The sequence below is a fragment of the Microcoleus vaginatus PCC 9802 genome (assembly GCA_022701275.1).
Taxonomy (GTDB): domain Bacteria; phylum Cyanobacteriota; class Cyanobacteriia; order Cyanobacteriales; family Microcoleaceae; genus Microcoleus; species Microcoleus vaginatus_A.
Genome location: CP031740.1, coordinates 3,472,726 through 3,490,206, shown reverse-complemented (window position 1 = coordinate 3,490,206; position 17,481 = coordinate 3,472,726). Strand labels below are relative to the sequence as shown.

The 17,481-nt window shown below is 45.9% G+C and carries 14 protein-coding genes and 1 pseudogene; 5 read left to right on the top strand and 10 right to left on the bottom strand.

The features are described from left to right. Positions 1-10: 10 nt before the first annotated feature. Entirely contained in the window at positions 11-4,378 is a 4,368-nt protein-coding gene (locus D0A34_14180) for a hypothetical protein (protein ID UNU19868.1), read from the top strand. Between the two features lie 141 nt (positions 4,379-4,519). Here D0A34_14180 and D0A34_14175 read toward each other — a convergent pair whose 3' ends face one another. The 3 genes from D0A34_14175 to D0A34_14165 form a co-directional block, all read right to left on the bottom strand. Continuing rightward, the gene (locus tag D0A34_14175; protein ID UNU19867.1) at positions 4,520-4,924 is read right to left on the bottom strand and encodes a hypothetical protein; all 405 of its coding nucleotides are present in this window, start codon (positions 4,922-4,924) and stop codon (positions 4,520-4,522) included. 33 nt (positions 4,925-4,957) lie between these two features. Continuing rightward, positions 4,958-5,437, bottom strand: a complete 480-nt coding sequence (locus D0A34_14170) for a hypothetical protein (GenBank protein UNU19866.1) — start codon at positions 5,435-5,437, stop codon at positions 4,958-4,960. Between the two features lie 278 nt (positions 5,438-5,715). Beyond that, positions 5,716-6,315, bottom strand: a complete 600-nt coding sequence (locus D0A34_14165) for a glyoxalase-like domain protein (protein ID UNU19865.1) — start codon at positions 6,313-6,315, stop codon at positions 5,716-5,718. Between the two features lie 120 nt (positions 6,316-6,435). On the opposite strand from D0A34_14165, the gene D0A34_14160 reads away from it, so the two are divergent. Further along, positions 6,436-6,840 (top strand): gamma-glutamylcyclotransferase, encoded by a 405-nt coding sequence (locus D0A34_14160; protein ID UNU19864.1) that lies wholly within the window; start codon positions 6,436-6,438, stop codon positions 6,838-6,840. A gap of 20 nt (positions 6,841-6,860) precedes the next feature. Here the strand turns inward: D0A34_14160 and D0A34_14155 are convergent. Continuing rightward, positions 6,861-7,581 (bottom strand): annotated as a pseudogene (locus D0A34_14155) (DNA-binding response regulator). Positions 7,582-7,666: 85 nt separating this feature from the next. Further along, positions 7,667-8,239, bottom strand: coding sequence for an ATP-binding protein (locus D0A34_14150; GenBank protein UNU19863.1), 573 nt, complete (start codon positions 8,237-8,239; stop codon positions 7,667-7,669). A 223-nt stretch (positions 8,240-8,462) separates the two neighbouring features. On the opposite strand from D0A34_14150, the gene D0A34_14145 reads away from it, so the two are divergent. After that, on the top strand, positions 8,463-10,868 hold the full coding sequence (locus tag D0A34_14145; protein UNU19862.1) for an NACHT domain-containing protein: 2,406 nt from the start codon (positions 8,463-8,465) through the stop codon (positions 10,866-10,868). 190 nt (positions 10,869-11,058) lie between these two features. Here the strand turns inward: D0A34_14145 and D0A34_14140 are convergent, their stop codons facing one another. The 3 genes from D0A34_14140 to D0A34_14130 form a co-directional block, all read right to left on the bottom strand. Then, positions 11,059-11,646 carry a transcriptional regulator gene (locus D0A34_14140; GenBank protein UNU19861.1) on the bottom strand — a complete coding sequence of 196 codons (588 nt, stop codon included), beginning with the start codon at positions 11,644-11,646 and terminating at the stop codon, positions 11,059-11,061. 140 nt (positions 11,647-11,786) lie between these two features. Then, positions 11,787-12,446, bottom strand: a complete 660-nt coding sequence (locus D0A34_14135; GenBank protein ID UNU22296.1) for a sigma-70 family RNA polymerase sigma factor — start codon at positions 12,444-12,446, stop codon at positions 11,787-11,789. Positions 12,447-12,568: 122 nt separating this feature from the next. Next, positions 12,569-13,060, bottom strand: coding sequence for a molybdenum cofactor biosynthesis protein MoaE (locus D0A34_14130; GenBank protein UNU19860.1), 492 nt, complete (start codon positions 13,058-13,060; stop codon positions 12,569-12,571). Positions 13,061-13,691: 631 nt separating this feature from the next. Between D0A34_14130 and D0A34_14125 the strand changes: the two genes are divergently transcribed. Then, entirely contained in the window at positions 13,692-14,090 is a 399-nt protein-coding gene (locus D0A34_14125; protein ID UNU19859.1) for an SH3 domain-containing protein, read from the top strand. A gap of 137 nt (positions 14,091-14,227) precedes the next feature. On the opposite strand, the gene D0A34_14120 is transcribed toward D0A34_14125, so the two are convergent. Beyond that, positions 14,228-15,208 (bottom strand): aspartate carbamoyltransferase catalytic subunit, encoded by a 981-nt coding sequence (locus tag D0A34_14120; protein UNU19858.1) that lies wholly within the window; start codon positions 15,206-15,208, stop codon positions 14,228-14,230. 651 nt (positions 15,209-15,859) lie between these two features. Here D0A34_14120 and D0A34_14115 point away from each other — a divergent pair. Next, entirely contained in the window at positions 15,860-16,078 is a 219-nt protein-coding gene (locus D0A34_14115; protein UNU19857.1) for a DUF4327 family protein, read from the top strand. A 151-nt stretch (positions 16,079-16,229) separates the two neighbouring features. Here the strand turns inward: D0A34_14115 and D0A34_14110 are convergent, their stop codons facing one another. Then, positions 16,230-17,471: an FHA domain-containing protein gene (locus tag D0A34_14110; protein ID UNU19856.1), complete on the bottom strand. Its 1,242-nt coding sequence runs from the start codon at positions 17,469-17,471 to the stop codon at positions 16,230-16,232. Positions 17,472-17,481 lie beyond the last annotated feature (10 nt).

Genomic DNA, 17,481 nt, shown 5'->3' with positions numbered 1-17,481 from the left:
GATGGGTTATATGTCACAATTCACAAATAGCTATGCTCTGGTTATTGGTATTAACGACTACGGCAACGGCATCTCTTCACTCAAAACTGCTGTCAGTGACGCAACAGAAATCGCCCAACTTCTCGAAACCGAGCATGATTACACCGTCACTCTGCTTCTGGATCGTGAAGCTACCCTCAGCCAGTTGCGGCAGGAACTAGAAACAGAACTGCCGCAAAAAATTCAGGCTGGCGATCGCTTCCTCTTCTACTTTGCGGGACATGGGATTGCCCTCAACGGCGAGGATGGCCCCGAAGGCTATCTGGTTCCTCAAAACGCTAAGTTTGGCAATGTTAGCACTTACCTGCGGATGTCAGACGTAAATCAAGCCCTACTTCAGCTTCCCTGCCGCCATTTCTTGGGAATTCTCGACTGTTGCTTTGCGGGTGCTTTTCGCTGGTCGAGTACGCGCAAAGCGATTCCGATGGAACAGGGTACGATCCACAAAGAACGCTACGATCGCTTCATTCAAGACCCCGCATGGCAAGTCCTTACTTCGGCTTCCCATGACCAAACTGCACTGGATGCTTTTAACCTGAAAGACGATCGCGGACAAATCGGAAGCCATTCACCCTTTGCCTGTGCGTTGATAGAAGCACTTGAGGGTAAAGCCGATGCCTTTCCACCAGCCGAACCCGGTAAGCCAGCCGGGGATGGTGTAATTACGGCAACCGATCTCTATGTGTATTTGCGCGATCGTGTTGAAATTGCCACAGAAGCACGTGCCATCCGCCAGACGCCAGGGATTCATGCCCTCAACAAACACGACAAGGGTGAGTATATTTTCCTGACACCAGGACACGCGCTAAATCTACCTCCAGCACCACCCTTAGATGAATCCAAAAATCCCTATCGCGGCTTGTTAGCCTTTGAAGAGGAACACAGCAAACTATTTTTCGGTAGAAGCGAACTAATAGAAAAGTTACAAAATTTTGTTAAAACTCATCCTCTAACCGTGATACTAGGTGCTTCGGGTTCTGGTAAATCCAGTTTGGTAAAAGCCGGATTAATTCCCAAGTTAAAAAAAGCAACTAGCGAGCAATGGTGTATATTGTCACCGATACGTCCCGGAGAAACACCTTTACAATCCCTAAATAATGCCCTTGTTGATGCCCACTTACCTAAAATTGAATTACAAAATCAACAAAATACTCTGACTCAAAGTGTTGCTGTTTGGGCGAAAAGTCATGCCAATTCGCATTTATTAATTTTTGTAGATCAAAGCGAAGAAATAATTACACTCTGTCAAAATGACGATGAGCGCAAGGAATTTTTCCAACAAATACTTACAGCAATTGATGCCCATCGGCATCTACGGGTAGTGTTAAGCATACGTTCTGACTTTGAACCCCAAGTCAGAGATGCTGGCTTAAAGTTTTTCCCCATAGTCCTTAAAAAAGAAGTGGGAAACACTGATACTGAGCTTAAAAATCGTTGGATCAACGGACGATTTATTGTACCTGCTATGACACGAGCCGAACTGCGGGAAGCAATTGAAAAGCCAGCCGAAGCACGGGTAATGTATTTTCAACCCCACGATTTAGTAGAACAATTAATTGATGAAGTGGCGGATATGCCGGGAGCATTGCCACTGCTTTCTTTTGGCTTGAGCGAACTTTATCTCAAGTATTTGAAGCGACAATGGGATGCAGAAAATGGAGGGATAACCATCGATCGGGCGCTGACTCAAGCAGATTATCAAGCTTTGGGGGGAGTAATACAATCGCTGACTCAAAGAGCTGATGAGGAATATCAGGCGCTAGTTCAAGAAAATCCAGCTTATAGCCAAGTTATCCGTCATGTAATGCTGCGGATGGTAGCCCTGGGTGGGGGTGAATTAGCCCGCAGACAAGTCCCGTTATCGGAATTAGAATATCCGCCACAGAAAAACTATTTAGTTAAAGCCGTAATTGAGCGGTTTACCAATGCACGGTTACTGGTGAAAGGAGAAGATGCAGAAGGTAATTCCTATGTGGAACCTGCCCATGATGCTTTGGTGCGGGGTTGGCAAAAGCTGCTGAATTGGGTAAAAGAGGAGAAAAACTTAAGATTGGAGCGCCGTTTAACACCTGCTGCTTTAGAGTGGAAAGATCGGCAACAGCAAAAGTTTCTTTGGAATGCTAATCCCTATTTGGATGTATTGAATAAGGATGTACTCAACTCCCCTGATAACAATTGGTTAAACCAGGTAGAAGCAGAGTTTGTTCAGTGCAGTTTGCAAAAAAGGCAAAATAGTCAGCGTCGTTTGGTTGCCACTGTGACTGGAGTCATTCTTGCTCTAAGTGGATTTGCAGTTTTTGCTGGATATCAGTGGAGACAAGCAGAAATAGGACTAATTGAGGCTTTAACAAAATCTTCACAAGCTAATTTCGCGGTGAATCGACATTCTTTTGATGGCCTGATTGATGCACTGAAAGCTAATAAGCATTTGCAACAATTACCTTGGGGCAGCACAGACCAAAAACTCCAGACTAATGTTCTCACAACTTTGGCGCAATCTGTGAGCTGGGTAAGGGAGGAAAACCGCTTGCAAGGGCATCAAAATACTGTTCAGAATATTAGTTTTAGCCCGGATGGTCAAATGCTTGCTACAGCTAGCTACGATCGCACAGTTAAGTTGTGGCGACGGGATGGAAGTCTAGTCAAAACTTTGTTAGGACATACAGACGCGGTGATGAGCGTCAGTTTTAGTCATGATGCGAAGATGATTGCTTCCGGCAGTCTAGATGGAACAGTCAGACTTTGGGACAGCAACGGCAAGCTGATACGGGTTATTCATGCTCATAAAAATTATTGGGTGATGAGTATCAGTTTTAGTCCAGATGGAAAAACAATCGCTACTGCCAGTGGCGATCGAACCGTAAAACTCTGGCGGCTGGACGGTCAATTGATTCGTACCCTTAAAGGACATCAAGACTTGGTAAGGCAAGTGGGTTTTAGTCCTCAAGGCGATCGGATTATCACAGTCAGTGATGATAAAATCGTAAAACTGTGGAGTCGGGATGGCAAGACTCTAATCAAGACTCTCACCAACCCCTCTCAGCCTTTTGTAAATGTAGGTTTCAGTGGTGACGGTCAGATTTTTGCTACGAGTAGCCAAGATGAAAAAGTCCAGATATGGAGTCGAGAGGGGCAACCTTTAAAGACTATAAAGACTATTCCATATCTAGGAGAGGTATGGAGCGTGAGTGTCAGTCGAGATGGACAAACCATTGCTTCTGGCAGTAAAGATGGAACCGTAAGACTACGGGCACAAGATGGCAGATTACTGGATACTTGGGTAGGTCATAACGGGCCCATTTCCTGTGTTACTTTTAGTCCAGATGGAAAGACGCTGGCAACTGTAGGTAACGATAACATCACGAAGCTTTGGCAGATCGATCGAAACTGGTTAACTGTTTTGTTTGGACATCAGACAGAGGTGAATTCGGTTCAATTTAGCCCAGATGGTAAACGGATTGCCAGTGCAGGATCTGATGGAAGAGTGAAGATATGGAATCGAGAAGCTAAGCTACTTTTGAATCTGAAAGTAGACAACAGTAAGGTGAATGCCGTTAGCTTTAGTCCTGATGGAAACACGATTGCTAGTGGCAGCGATGATAACACAATCAAGATTTGGGGTCTAGATGGGCAACTCCAGAGAACACTGAAAAGGCATCAAGATCAGGTCAGATCTGTTAACTTCAGTCGTGAGGGACAGACACTTGCCTCTGCGAGTGCTGATGGAACCGCAATACTTTGGAGTTTGAAAGGTAAAGAACCGATCACCCTAAAAGAACACAAAAATAGAGTATTGAGTGTGGCTTTTAGCCCTGATGGACAAACAATTGCCACTGCTGGTGATGACACAACCGTAAAATTGTGGAGTTCTAGGGGGCAACAACTCAGAACACTGACAGGACATACAAGTGTAATTCGGTCTGTTAGTTTTAGTCCTGATGGAACCAGGATCGTTACTGCTAGTGATGACCAGACACTCAAACTTTGGCACCGAGATGGAAGGTTAATCACCACACTGAGCGGACACACTGCTAAGGTGCTTGATGCCAGCTTTAGTCCTGATGGAAAAAAGATCGCCTCTGCGAGTATGGATGGGATAATAAAGCTTTGGCAACGGGATGGAACGTTAATCACCTCCCTGAGTGGACATACTGCGGCAGTGTATGCGGTGAATTTCACTCCCGATAGCAAATGGTTAGCCTCTGCCGGGGCAGAGCGAGTTGTTTTGCTATGGAATGTGTCAGATCTTAGTTTTCAGGGGTTGTTGGGGAAAGGATGCAACCATATCCACAATTACTTGCAAACTCAATCAAAAAAATTAAAAGAATTATGTAATTGATGTCAGTTTTGCAAGTTACAGCACTTTTCAAGTAAGTGAGGTACAGGGAAAACCGGTTTCTCTTCACTTCGGGGAAACTCAGTTTTTGGGGTGTACTTCATAAACCTGCAATTTGCTGCTGTATGTGTTGAATTCTCCCCACTATTTATTTGAGTTTCCGCCTCCTCCAGACTGACCTCCTCTTGGGTTCGGGGTTCCGCCTCCTCCAGGCTGACCTCGGTCATCTGGCCCACCTCCTTCTGGCATTTTCTCCTTTAAACGGAACTTCTTGGTTGTGGTTCTGCCTCCTCCAGGCTGCCGGATCTCAAGTTCATCTCTTCTGATTGGAGCGACCAGAAGGGTATATTTGTCTCGCCATTTTGTGTTATTTAGTTCTTGAATAGCAAGTTGTTCGTTTTTGTCTAGTTCTAGATGTGCAATACTTTCAATCTGTTGGATTTTTAGGACAACAGAATTTTCCGTTATTTGAATTGTACCGTAGGGTGAAAAAAGCTCATCCAGATCGCATTTGGTAATATTAACTGGTAAGCCACTAACCTTTATCATTTTGAAGTACCTCTGCTAATTCCATTTTGTAGCTCAGCTTGCAGACTTCGGTAGATTTTGTTCCCAAGTCTCGCAAATTCCAGTAGCCAGGTATTTGGAAACTTTTTTGATAATTAGAGTTGCCAGGAGAGTAGCAACAGCAGGAGCTAACCCAACTCCACTGACTAAAACAGGAGCCAACATCCCAGCCGCTTTGGTATAGTTCTGATTTATTGTTTCATCTAAAATCTTCTGAGTCTCTGCATCGTCTCCGAGGGGTTTGCACATAAGTTGGTAAACTAAGGGGTTGACGCGATCGACAAGCTGCCGACCAGCATCTAAAAATCTTGGATCGATGGATGCTCTAGCCGCAACGTTCACATCAATAGATTCCAAGGAAGCTGGGTCTATCCCTCCTGCTCCACGTCCAGCAACATCATCCCCTATGGCTTGTACGCGAGAGCCTAGCTGAGCTTCCAATACATCATCATCCAGCTCCCACAAACTTGCCACAATGGCTTCAACTTCTGTCATTTCTACTTATCTCCAAGGTTTAGTTAACAAGAGTGTTACTGATTATTCTGGGAATATACAAAAATCTCCGGAAACCAATCAAGGTAGTTTAATTAAAATATAGTGATCTCTCAAAAATCTCAACTATTCTTATCATTTTTTTATTGAGCCATTCTCTCTCGGGAGAGCAACCGTATTCGCGACTAATATCATTCCGGCACAGCCGGAATGATATTACCCACCAAAAGAAGTCGGGGGTAGCGCGGGAGATCGTTTTACGTTTAATTAGAACGACCTACTTAATTACTAACCTCAGCCATTTCAATCACGCGGCCGTCGTAATCCTTGACCAAAAAATTCAGCGGCTTTTCCCGGCGAATTTTATAACTAATGCCCCGAGTTTGTACCCTCATCAATAACTGATCCAAACATTCGCGATCGAAACAAACGTGACGCTGGCGATTTTTTTCCCCTGCACCGGCCCCGCTAATAATGTGCAGTTGGGTATTTTTCATCAACTGATACCACAAACCATCGGGACTCCCCAGCGTTTGAGAGGTGGTTGCCCTCCCGACATTCGGCGACAAATACAGCGGATCGATGCCAGTGGTGCCCAAAGTTTGCTCGTAATTGTAGTAGTAGTGCAGCGGCACTTCTGCTACGGGCAGGTTTAGCATACCTTCATAGAACTCCCTCGCTTGCCCGAGATCGGATACCATCACCGTGTGTACCTTCGGAGCACTGGTGAGAAACATCCACATCGCCCCCGCATAGGCGGCCAGCAGCATTACCATAATCCCTTGAGTCGAAAACAAGCTGTCAAGGGGCAGGGACGGCAAAAAAGAGCTCAAGTACAAAGGCCGAAGTCCAAAAGCAATAAAACTAACTGCTAGAGTCATGAATTATAAGAAAGGGTAAACAACGAAATTTAGGAAGATTGCAGTCGCGATCGCCCGCGAGACTTAAACTATTAGCTTAGCCATCTATGTTAGCAAAAACTAGCGGTTAAGCCCTACCCGATGAAAGTCTTTGTCTACGGCACACTCAAACCCGGGGAGTCCAACTACCTCCGCTACTGCGAAGGAAAAGTTGTGGATGCTTGCCCCGCGATCGCCCGCGGTCAACTTTTTGCGCTGCCGATCGGCTATCCTGCGATGATGGCCGGAGATGGCACAGTCTGCGGTTTTCTCCTCAGTTTCGCAAACTCGGCTATTTTGGACGATTTAGACCGATTGGAAGACTATCATCCCCTGCGGGAACCGACACAAAACGAATATCAGCGACAGGAAATCGAAATCTTTGATCCACACCTCAAACCTTTAGGCACGGCTTGGGCTTACTTCATGTTACCGGATCGCGTTCGTTCCCTAGGAGGCATCTGGCTGCCCCACGGCAGGTGGGAAAATATGTTTTTCACCAAATAAGGTGGTTAATGCCGATGAGCTTAGGAAATTGCCATTGCCGTGTGATCGGGCGGATCGAACCTGTAACCGTAACCCCGAATAGTTTTAATAAACTGCGATCCAGTAGCATCAACTTGAATCATTTTCTTGCGAATCTGACCGATATGTACGCTAACAACTTTCTCTTCTCTTGTGTCGTTGCAGTTCCACCCCCCAAATTTTTTCAATTAGCTGTTGGCGACGCCAAGATTAACCGGAATGACTAGCCAAAAAATACAATATCTTAAATTCCAAGGCTGTTAACTTGATAATGCGATCGTTGAGTGTTGCTTCCCGACGCGCTGAATCGATCGCGAATTGATCGAATACAATACGTGATGAAGTGACAGGCCTCATCCGTCTCAACACAACTTCTATACGAATTGCCAACTCTGCCAAACCAAAGGGTTTACAGATATAATCATCAGCACCGGCCGACAGGACTTTAAGTTTATCAGCTTCCTGGGTGCGGCTGCTTAGCATAATCCCAAAAACATTAGTACGGCGCTGCATTTCTTGGCAGAGGTGATAGCCTGTAGTATCCGGCAAATTCCAATCAAGAACTACTAGCAGTGGCTTTAATTTCTCAAACAATTCTAAAGCCGTTTCGCCATCTGCTGCCTAATCTACTGGATATTTCTGAGTTAAAAAACGATGAACTAGATTGCGGATGGCTGGGTCATCATCCACAACGAGAATCTTGGGAGTAGTATCAGTAGTCATCACAAAAAAGTTTCTTTTTTTTGTCAAGGGATAACTGGCGATTACCGAACAGCTTTAGTGAAGCGTAAATCCCACATCGTTCCAACTAATACATATTTTTTTGGGGCAATTCTTCTTTCAACTTCGCTTGAATGTCAAAAGGCTCTCCCCAATCCCAAATTTTTACTTCTAGGTGTTCGTTAAATACCATTATTTCAAGCTCTATCGGAGTTTCTAATGGCAGATTTTTGTGAGCGTGGCGAACAGCATTCGTAAACCCTTCAATCACAGCAAGTTTACACTGATGCAAAACGACTAGGGGAATTGGTAGAGTATCTAACTGTTCAACCCACGATAAAACTTGAGCAACAGCCTTGATCTCAGTATTTACTTGAAGGCTAAATTTTTGAACTTGCTGGTTATAACTTGGCTCCGCTTGGCGATTTCGTTGCTTTTGAAACCTGAAATTAAAGCTGTTTAAAACATCGATCGCGCGCTTAAAAAAACCATCTTGAAGGCTGTGTTGGGATGGTACTAGACCAGGCTGCTGATAATATTTTACAATGAACAGACAGTTTCGACCGTCAGAAGTGCGGGTATAACTTAGCTCATCGGCAATTTTGCCAATAATTTTTATACCTATCCCACCTGACGGAATTTCATCTATGTTATCTCTCATGGTGCTATCCTTTGTCATCATTTAATGTGTACTTTTTTACCTAAAAAAGAGAGTGGCATTCTAAACGATTAAGTTTGCATGATTTATGCCTGACTTTTCCCGTATGCCGTGCAGTTGTTGTCCCGATCATTTTCTCTTTTTTGCTCGGGTCTTGACAAACTCAGTTTGCGATCGCTAAACTGAGCGAAAACTGACATTGACAATGAGATAAGTAAATTATATAATGACCACCCTCAAAGCCTCTGAGGAGGGATTAGTAAAAATTAGGCAAGCTAGAAGAGAAAGGGGCTCGACGATAGAAGACCCCAGATGGCTAGTAGAAGCTAGTAAAGCATTAGATCCAGATCGAACTTGGACAGAGGCCGGACCCTATGCCGATGGTCTTTCGCTGCCCACTTGGAGGCGCTTTTTAGGAGGAAGAGAACCCATAAAAGCCAATGCTTTCAAGGCTTTCTGCACGATTTTGCAGTTGAATTGGGAAGAAATTGTCGATCGTCCTCCTTTAGCCTCCCCTTACCAAGAGGCGGTTGGGGGGGTTAGAGATTTTTGTCAACAGCCTATTGATTCGGTAGTCGAAGAGATACGGCAAAAATGCCACAGCAAAATCCAACAGCTTTACAGCAAAATGCAACTGTTGGATATTGCACAGCCCGTTGATGTCAGCAACCTCTACGTTGAAGTCAACATTTTGGAGGAAATTACCAGTTGGCAGCCGGGAGAAATTCGCGATTTACTGAGAGACTTCAACCCAGATGCAGATAACTTTAACCGCTTGGGATTAGGCAAAGTGCATCAGAAACGAGTACCAGGATTGGATGCGGTGAAATCTCACTCTAAACTAATGGTACTCGGCAAACCGGGTTCCGGTAAAACTACTTTTTTGAAACACATCGCCATTCAGTGCGATCGCGCCAAATTTGAAGCCAACAAAATACCGATTTTTATCTCTCTCAAAACCTTTGCTGAAATCGCTAATGTTGACTTATTAGAATATATCAGCGACGAATTTGCCAGTTGCGGAGTTGAGGCGCGATCGCAAACTGAATTCGCACTCAGTCAAGGCAGAGGGCTGATTTTGCTGGACGGCTTAGATGAAGTGCCAGAATCAGATAGCGATGTAGTCGTCAGACAGATTCGTCATTTTGCCGGAAAGTATTACAACAATCAGTTTATTATTACCTGTCGAATTGCCGCTTCTAAGTACAGATTTCACGAAGAAGGATTTACCAATGTTGAGGTAGCCGATTTTAATAACAAGCAAATCGCTGCCTTTGCTCGCAATTGGTTTGTGGCCTTTTCCCAGAATAGGGAGGCAGGTAAAGCTTTAGCATCTCAATTTGTAGAGCAGCTAAAAATGAATAAAAATCAGCAAATCCGAGAACTGGCAGTAACGCCTATATTGTTGAATCTGACTTGTTTAGTATTCCAAGCCAAAGCAGATTTTCCATCCAACCGAGCCAAGTTGTATGAGGAAGGACTGGAAATTATGCTCCGAAAATGGGATGAAACCAGAGGGATTCAACGGGATGAAGTTTATCGCAATTTAAATTTTTCCCACAAGCAACATTTACTTGCTTTTGTGGCAGCTATTACTTTTGAACGGGGCGATTACTTTTTTGAAAAAAACACAGTTCAGCAATTGATTGCCGACTATCTAGCTAACTTGCCAGATGGCACAACTGACCCCGTTCAGTTGGAGAGCCATAGTGAGATTGTGCTGAAGGCTATCGAGGCACAACATGGCTTATTAGTGGAGAGGGCAAGAGGGATTTATTCGTTTTCTCATCTAACATTCCAAGAGTATTTCACTGCTATAAAAATAGTTAATAATTGCGATTCACAAGCTTTGGAAAAACTGGTCAGCCACCTGACCGAGAAGCGTTGGCGAGAAGTATTGTTCTTAGCAGTTGGGATGTTGCAAAAAGCTGATGATTTTTTACTGTTAATGAAACAACAAGTTGATGGACTGGTCGCTGAGGATGAGCAGTTGCAGCAATTCCTACTGTGGGTAAATCAAAAATCCCTTTCTGTGGATTTTCCGTACAAACCTGCGGCAGTCAGATTCTTTTACTTTTCCCTTCTTCCATGCCTTGAGCTTGCTCTTAATCGTAACCCTGAACGTTTCCTTGACCCAGCCCTTTACCTTGCCGTTAAATATACCTTTGACCCTGCTGTTGAAATTACCCTGGACCTTGTTCTTGACCTTGCCATTTTGCCTGTACTCGACGGTGCTATTGACCCAGCCCTTAGTCTTGCCCACGACATTCTTCTTATCCCTCTTGTTGAACCTGAATTAATGCAAGCACTGCAAGAACTTAAGAAACAGCTACCTCAGCCCGATGGTGACAAGGAAATATTTAGGAAATGGTGGCAAGCTAACGGACAAGTTTGGACTAGCGAATTAAGAAAAATCATAATTTCCTATCGCAATATAGGTCACGATTGGCAATTTAGCGAACAGCAGAAGTCATTGCTGAGGAAGTATTACGATGCTAATAAATTGCTGGTATATTGCCTCAATAGCGCTTCTAATGTATCTCCTACTGTGTGGCAGGAAATTGAGGAGACATTGCTGTTGCCGATCGCACATCTCCAAAAAACCGGTGACAAGTGCGATCGCCCGCTCTAATTCCACTCGCTCCCTACTCCCATATTAAGATGCGAGCGCCCCACAATTCCTCATTCAAAGCGGGGAAAGTGTCAAAGGATATATCCACCTTGAAAAATTGGGAAATATGGCAAAAAGCCCCCTTTTTTAGGGAGCTTACTTAGCGACTTCAGTTATGCTCAAAACAGAAATCCTACTGCGCCTTTGGCAATTACTTTTGAGGGGTTGCTACACCAACTTTGGGAATATCCATTATCGGCGCATTCACCCCAAGCATCAAATCGTTAGGATTAACAATCTCCACCAGAGGCTCGTTTAAAGCCATAATCAAACCGTCAGATTCAGCAGGAACGGGCGATCGAGCAAACTCGGGAGCAAACAATTGGCGGCCACCACCGACACCAGACACCACCGCAATCAACAAAGCTGCGATCGCACCTCCACCCAAAATCCAAGTTTGTTTCGGCTTGCGTTCCACCCGCTGCAAAACCTTCGTCGCCAACTCTTGTGCAGATTGTTCCGCAGCAGGCACCGGCATTGCCTGAAAACTCTGCTGCATCATCAGCAGTCGCGAGTACAAACGTTTCGTAGTGGGGTCATTTGTCAGCCACTCCTCAACTTGCCGACGTTCTGTCGCCGTCACTTCACCGTCGAGGTAGGCACTCAGCAATTCAAAGCGATCGCGCATCATAGTAGTTACATTCCCCTGGGGATAATTGTTGTTAGCTTGAGTTTCAGCGAGTGAATCCCCGATACCTTGCTGATTCTGATTTTTATCCGATTCAAAGTTATAATTCATATTTCAAAATTGCTTTAATTGGAGAAAGGACGCACCCGCGCTTAGAATGATTTACTGCTTATTTATATTTTAAAAGAGAAGTTTTGATGTGACAGCAAACATCACCAAAGCTTCTTGACCGGCCTCTAAAAGCACTATTGCTAATTGCCATCGAGATATTTTTGCAATTCCAACTGCAATCTTTGGCGAGCTCTAGCAATTCTCGACTTGACAGTTCCCAAAGAAACTCCAGTCATTTCGGCTATTTCCTCATATGCTAAACCTTCAATTTCTCTTAAAACAATTGTCGTGCGGAATACTTCCGGCAAATCGGCGATCGCCACCCGCAACTGGTCGTAAAATTCTCTAGTCGTCAAATCTTCATCAGGCCCCGGACTGTCGGCCGGAATTTCCCAATCTACCTCGCCATCTTCCAGAGCACGGGGTACGTCCAACGACAGCGGAGTTCGCACCCGCTTGCGCTTCCGCAACTCATCGTAAAACAAATTAGTGGCGATGCGGCTCAGCCAGCCCCGAAATTTAACAGGCTCTTGCAAGCGGTTAATATTGCGGTACACTCGAATCCACACTTCCTGAGCCAAGTCTGCTCGGTCTTGCCAGTCAGGGGCCAAGTGATAGAGAACCCTGTCTACGTGGGACTGATACCGCTTCAACAGTTCTGAAAAGGCAGTGCTCTCAGGTCGATTTCCTTCCTGACAACGCAATACCAAGTCATAATTAGAGAGTTTTTCGGCTGGCAATTGCACTCTTTGAACGGTCGCCACAACCGCAGACCAGGACACGGAAATAAAGTCGCTCATCGGTGGAATTGGCTCATCGAACATTCCACACTTTTTGACGCTAGCAGATCCCGATTGGTTCCCGCGCTCGGAAACTGCGATCGGCTTCAGTCATCAAACAGTCAATGACTGCTAACTGGTTACTAATGCCCGACAACCTCGCACGCTCCTATACTAACCCAACTGCTAGAACCGTCGGCCCAATGTTCCTTTTTCCAAATCGGTACATTGTGTTTGAGCGTATCTATGGCGTACTGGCAAGCTGCAAAGGCCTCCCCCCGGTGGGGACAGCCAACAGCCACCAGTACGCTGATTTCCCCCACCTGCAAGTGTCCGACGCGGTGGTGAATAGCGACCCGATTGACACCGGCCCACTGGCGACGGATTTCTGTAGCGATTTGCTGGAATACTCGCACGGCCATCGGTTCGTAGGCTTGATATTCTAGGGAAACTACAGCTTGACCGTCAGTTTGGTTGCGGACTGTACCGCTCATCATTACCACGGCTCCGTTCGCCGGGTCATCTACCAAAGCGTATATTTCCTCTACAGACAACGGCGCTAAGGTAATGGCGAAGCTGTCTGATTCATGGCGTTGAGGAATTGTGCCGATCGAAAGTGCAGCGCTAGAGTTCATTGCCAAAGAAGTGGTGGTGGAGAAGTTAATTGATCTTGACACAAATCAAGTCGCGATCAATCTTGCATCCTTGTCCCGGAAACGGGGTGGCTAATGCTGAGACCCATATCGTAGCACGGGCGAGGGCCCGACGCCATCACCCCGAACTTTTGTACCAGTGCGATCGGCTACAATATAACTCGCCCGAACCCAAATAAGAGCGTGATTGAAGACGAGCAGGATGCTTGTTCGATAATATTAACTGCCGATATTGCTGTAGCAACTCAATAAAGCACACGCAAATAATTAGTGTCATTCGCAACTCAGTATAATAAATCTCAAACCCCAAGCGATTACTTTGTTCCCTTTTGAATGACACAGTTAACTTTAATTCTGCCCTCCTACTTAATCCTCGTCGCCAAAATTTCTAGCAGCAGATGTAAACTTTATTTATTTTTTTGTTCCGGAAAGCTACTTAGATGACATGATATACCTGTGCAGGGTTGAGGCAACTTGGCGGATACCAGGCAAAAGCAAAACCGTAACGCCTTCATGTGCCTTTTATGAAACATAAGTTAATAGTTTGGGCTGTTAATTGAGGTTTCGACCTGAGTCTGCACCAATAAATGTTAAAAACAATTACGAGGAAACTATGGAAGCACTAGCATTGAGCCACTCTTTTGTTGCTTATGAATCTCCAGAGTCCGAACTCCAGCTCAAGTCCTTAGACGAGCTGGGCTTGAAAATTCCTAATTCTGCATGGGTAGGCGTTGCAGGTATGGCAGTAGCTTTATCTGTTCTGGGTGTTGCTGGCGAAGCGCAAGCAAGTTGCTACTCCCGCTGCGCCAAGAAAAGCCATCACGCCAATTACAGCTACGCCAAAGTTGTCACGAATGGCGGCCGACTGAATATCCGCCACCGTCCCGATAGCTGTTCTCATGTAATCGGCAAGTTACATTATGGAGACCACGTCAAATTGACCGGTCGTTACAAAAACGGCTGGGCCCAACTCAAAGGTGGTGGCTGGGTGTCTACTTCCTGGATATCCTAACTCTTAACTAGATCACTTTACATTTCTAGAAAGAGTTTTAATCGTTACCCGGACATACTGGGTAACGATTATTGTAACGAGGCGATCTAGCCTGAAAATAATCAAATATCCGAAATTCATGACTCACAACTAACACCCTAAACTTTACCACCGCCGATCAGATAAAGTAATGCCATCCGCACCGCCACGCCACTGGTAACTTGCTGAGAAATCAGGCTAAACTGGGCATCGTCCATCAAATCCGAACTAATTTCCACGCCGCGGTTAACCGGGCCTGGGTGCAACACCTTCACATCTGGCTTGCAGAGTTGGAGTCGATCGCGCGTAATCCCGTACAAAGAATGGTACTCTCGTAAACTCGGCAGCAAATGGTCGCTCATCCGTTCCTTTTGCAGCCGCAAAGTCATCACAAAATCAGCATCGGCCAAAGCAGGTTCAAGCTGCCAGTGCAAAAATAACTTGCCTTCCCTACCGTCGCCACACTCAGCAAACAACAGCGGTAGCAAAGTCGGCGGCCCGGCCAAATGAACCTCTGCCCCAGAAGCCGTTAGACTCCAAATATTAGACCTAGCCACCCGCGAATGCAAGATATCGCCCACCACAGCAATTTTTTTACCCGCTAAAAGTTCCAGCCGCGGACGTTCGGTATCTAACAGAGTACAAATAGTAAATAAGTCTAGCAAACCTTGCGATGGGTGTTCGTGCTGGCCGTCTCCTGCATTGAGAACGCTGACTCTCGAACCCAAGCGATCCATTTCCGAAGCAATCGTGCTGGGAACTCCAGCTTGTTCGTGGCGGATCACCATCAAATCCGTTCCCATCGCCAGATAAGTCTTAGCCGTATCCAGAATAGTCTCCCCCTTCGTCAGAGAAGAACTTCCCGGGGTAAAATTCAGCGTATCCGCTGACAGTCGCTTCGCCGCCAACTCAAAACTATTGCGAGTCCGGGTAGAAGGTTCAAAAAACAAATTCGCGACCACCTGACCCTGCAGGGCCGGCACTTTCTTCGTGCGGCGGCCGAGTACCTCCCGAAAACTGGCTGCAGTTTGCAGCACCGTATCGTATTCGTCCGAGGTAAAATCAGCCAGAGTGAGAATGTGTCGCCTTGTCCAAGTCATACAATTTTAGATTTGAGATTTTAGATTTGAGATTTGTTGAATCAAGACGGACGATGGGTTTGAAACTTGCCTGCTGGCCCACGTGGGGCAGCCTAGAATGTTCGATCGACATTTAGGGGTGGCGATCAACAGTATCCAACAATTTTTGATCGCTTTTGCGGTAAGTAGAGTTATAATCAGTTTATGTAGCTCAGACCCCACTCTCACAGCGAACCCAGCGTCGAAGGTGAAACAGGTGTGGTTTACCCGCAGGAAAGCGGAAATTACGCTGTAGCAGCGAAAGAGCAGTAGTTGCAGTTTCTCCTACGCCAACTCAGCCTTGTCCAGAACAAGCCGAACGCAGCCCTTGCATCTACCACTATGTGGAAACAACTATGTAGAAACAATCGCGGCGGCAAGCCTCCCACTGTCACTCGACAGCATATAGCGGGACATTTCAAAGATGATTAATTCTTTGAAGTCGGTCTTGACTCTTCAGTCCTGCTTATAGGCCCTTGTCAAAACGAACAGTGTTAAGATACAAGTTGAATATGTAGCTTCCCGACAAAAATCTACACGTATCTTGGCGAGACTGTTCTTGGCGAAACTGCGGTAACAAGTGTGAGCTGGGAAGTTGTAATTACACAAGATTTAAACAATTCAAGAGGTATTATGAGCCAGCAGGTTATACAGCCGATGGTTAAGTTCCAGCGTCAGGTGCATTCTCTTGTCACGTCTGACATTATCAAGCCGACAGACAGTATTTGGAAAATTGCTCTGCTTTACGGCGACGAATGGCCGTATTGGAAACAGCAATTGCTAGAGTTTGATTTTTCTATGCAAGACCCCGTGAGCGAGTTGATAGCTGTAGAAGCTTGGGACGAGGAATAACAGAGGAGACGGAGGACTGGGGTGTCGGAGAGAAATTTCGAGGCGATAGGGTAAATTTTCTTTCATAAATTTCCGTTGCTAGCTTCTTCCCTCTTCCCTCTTCCCTTGGCCCTCTTCCTAATGACTTGCGACTTTTGATTTGTGACTTCTATTAAAGGGAAGCTGCTAAAGCTCGAGCTAATTGTTGAGCAGTTTGAAAGCGATCCCCAGGCTTAGCTGCCGTGGTTCGCAAAATGGTTTCCCGCAGCTTGGGGGCGATCGTCGGAATATTTTCGAGCTTAAACCCGTAACCTCCAGGTATTTTCCCGTAAAAGTTTTGAGGGCTTTGGGCCGTCAGCAAAAAAATCAAAGTAGGCCCAATAGCATATAAATCCGACTGAGGGAGAGGCTGTCCCCTGTCTTGTTCTGGTGCGGTGTAGCCTTCAACGCCGATGCGAGTCCCTGGAGGAGTGCCGATTTCTTTAACGGCACCAAAATCCAGCACTGTAATGCAATTGTCGCGGTGGCGCACCAGCAAATTAGCAGGTTTAATATCCCGGTGGACGATCGGGGGTTTTTGAGAGTGAATGTAGCCCAAAACCTCACAGGTTTGGATCATCCACTCTATTGCTTGTTGGGGAGCAACAGGGCCACGGTTGTAGATGCGTTTTTCTAAATCCTCGCCGTGGAGCATTTCCATCACCAAGTATTTTTTCCCCCCTTCCACAAAAAAGTCAAAAAACTGAGGAATTCCCCGATGGTGGAGGGCCTTGAGAGTTTTAGCTTCACGTTCAAACAGTTCTTGAGCTTTGACTATTTGAGCCATATCAGCATTCATTTCCTTGAGGACTACCAGAGATGCTGCGGGGGAACTTCCGGGTTTTTGAGCTTTTGCTTTCTCTCGATCCCAGGCTAAAGTCGTTGTCCCCATACCGCCTTGGCCCAAAGTTCTCAGCACTTGGTAGTGTCGGACAGTGCGATCGACTTTAATCGGTTCGCCGCAGTGGATGCAGAATAAATTCCCCGGCGGGTTTCCCGCATGGGTACACCTCGGGGTGGCGAGATTGACGGTGGGGTTCGCCTCAATCTTGCCGCCGACTTCAATAGTAATAACTTGGAAATGGAGAATTGGGCCGCCCCGCGCCAACTGGATCAGGGCACCGTCGGATATCCAACCCTGAGACATGAGAATACCGTTTACCAAAGTGCCATTTGTCCCCGAATTGACTAAGTACCACTGACTGGCTCTCCCGTTATTAACTCTTTGCAGTTCCAGATGCTGTCGCGACACTAGAGCGTTAGGGATCACAACGTGATTGTCTGGAGAGCGACCGATGCGAATAATGGATTCGCTCTCGAAACTCCACTGTTGCAGGGGGGTCTGTTTTTCTGGGTCTAAAAGAGTCAGCAGCATTTTTGATGGA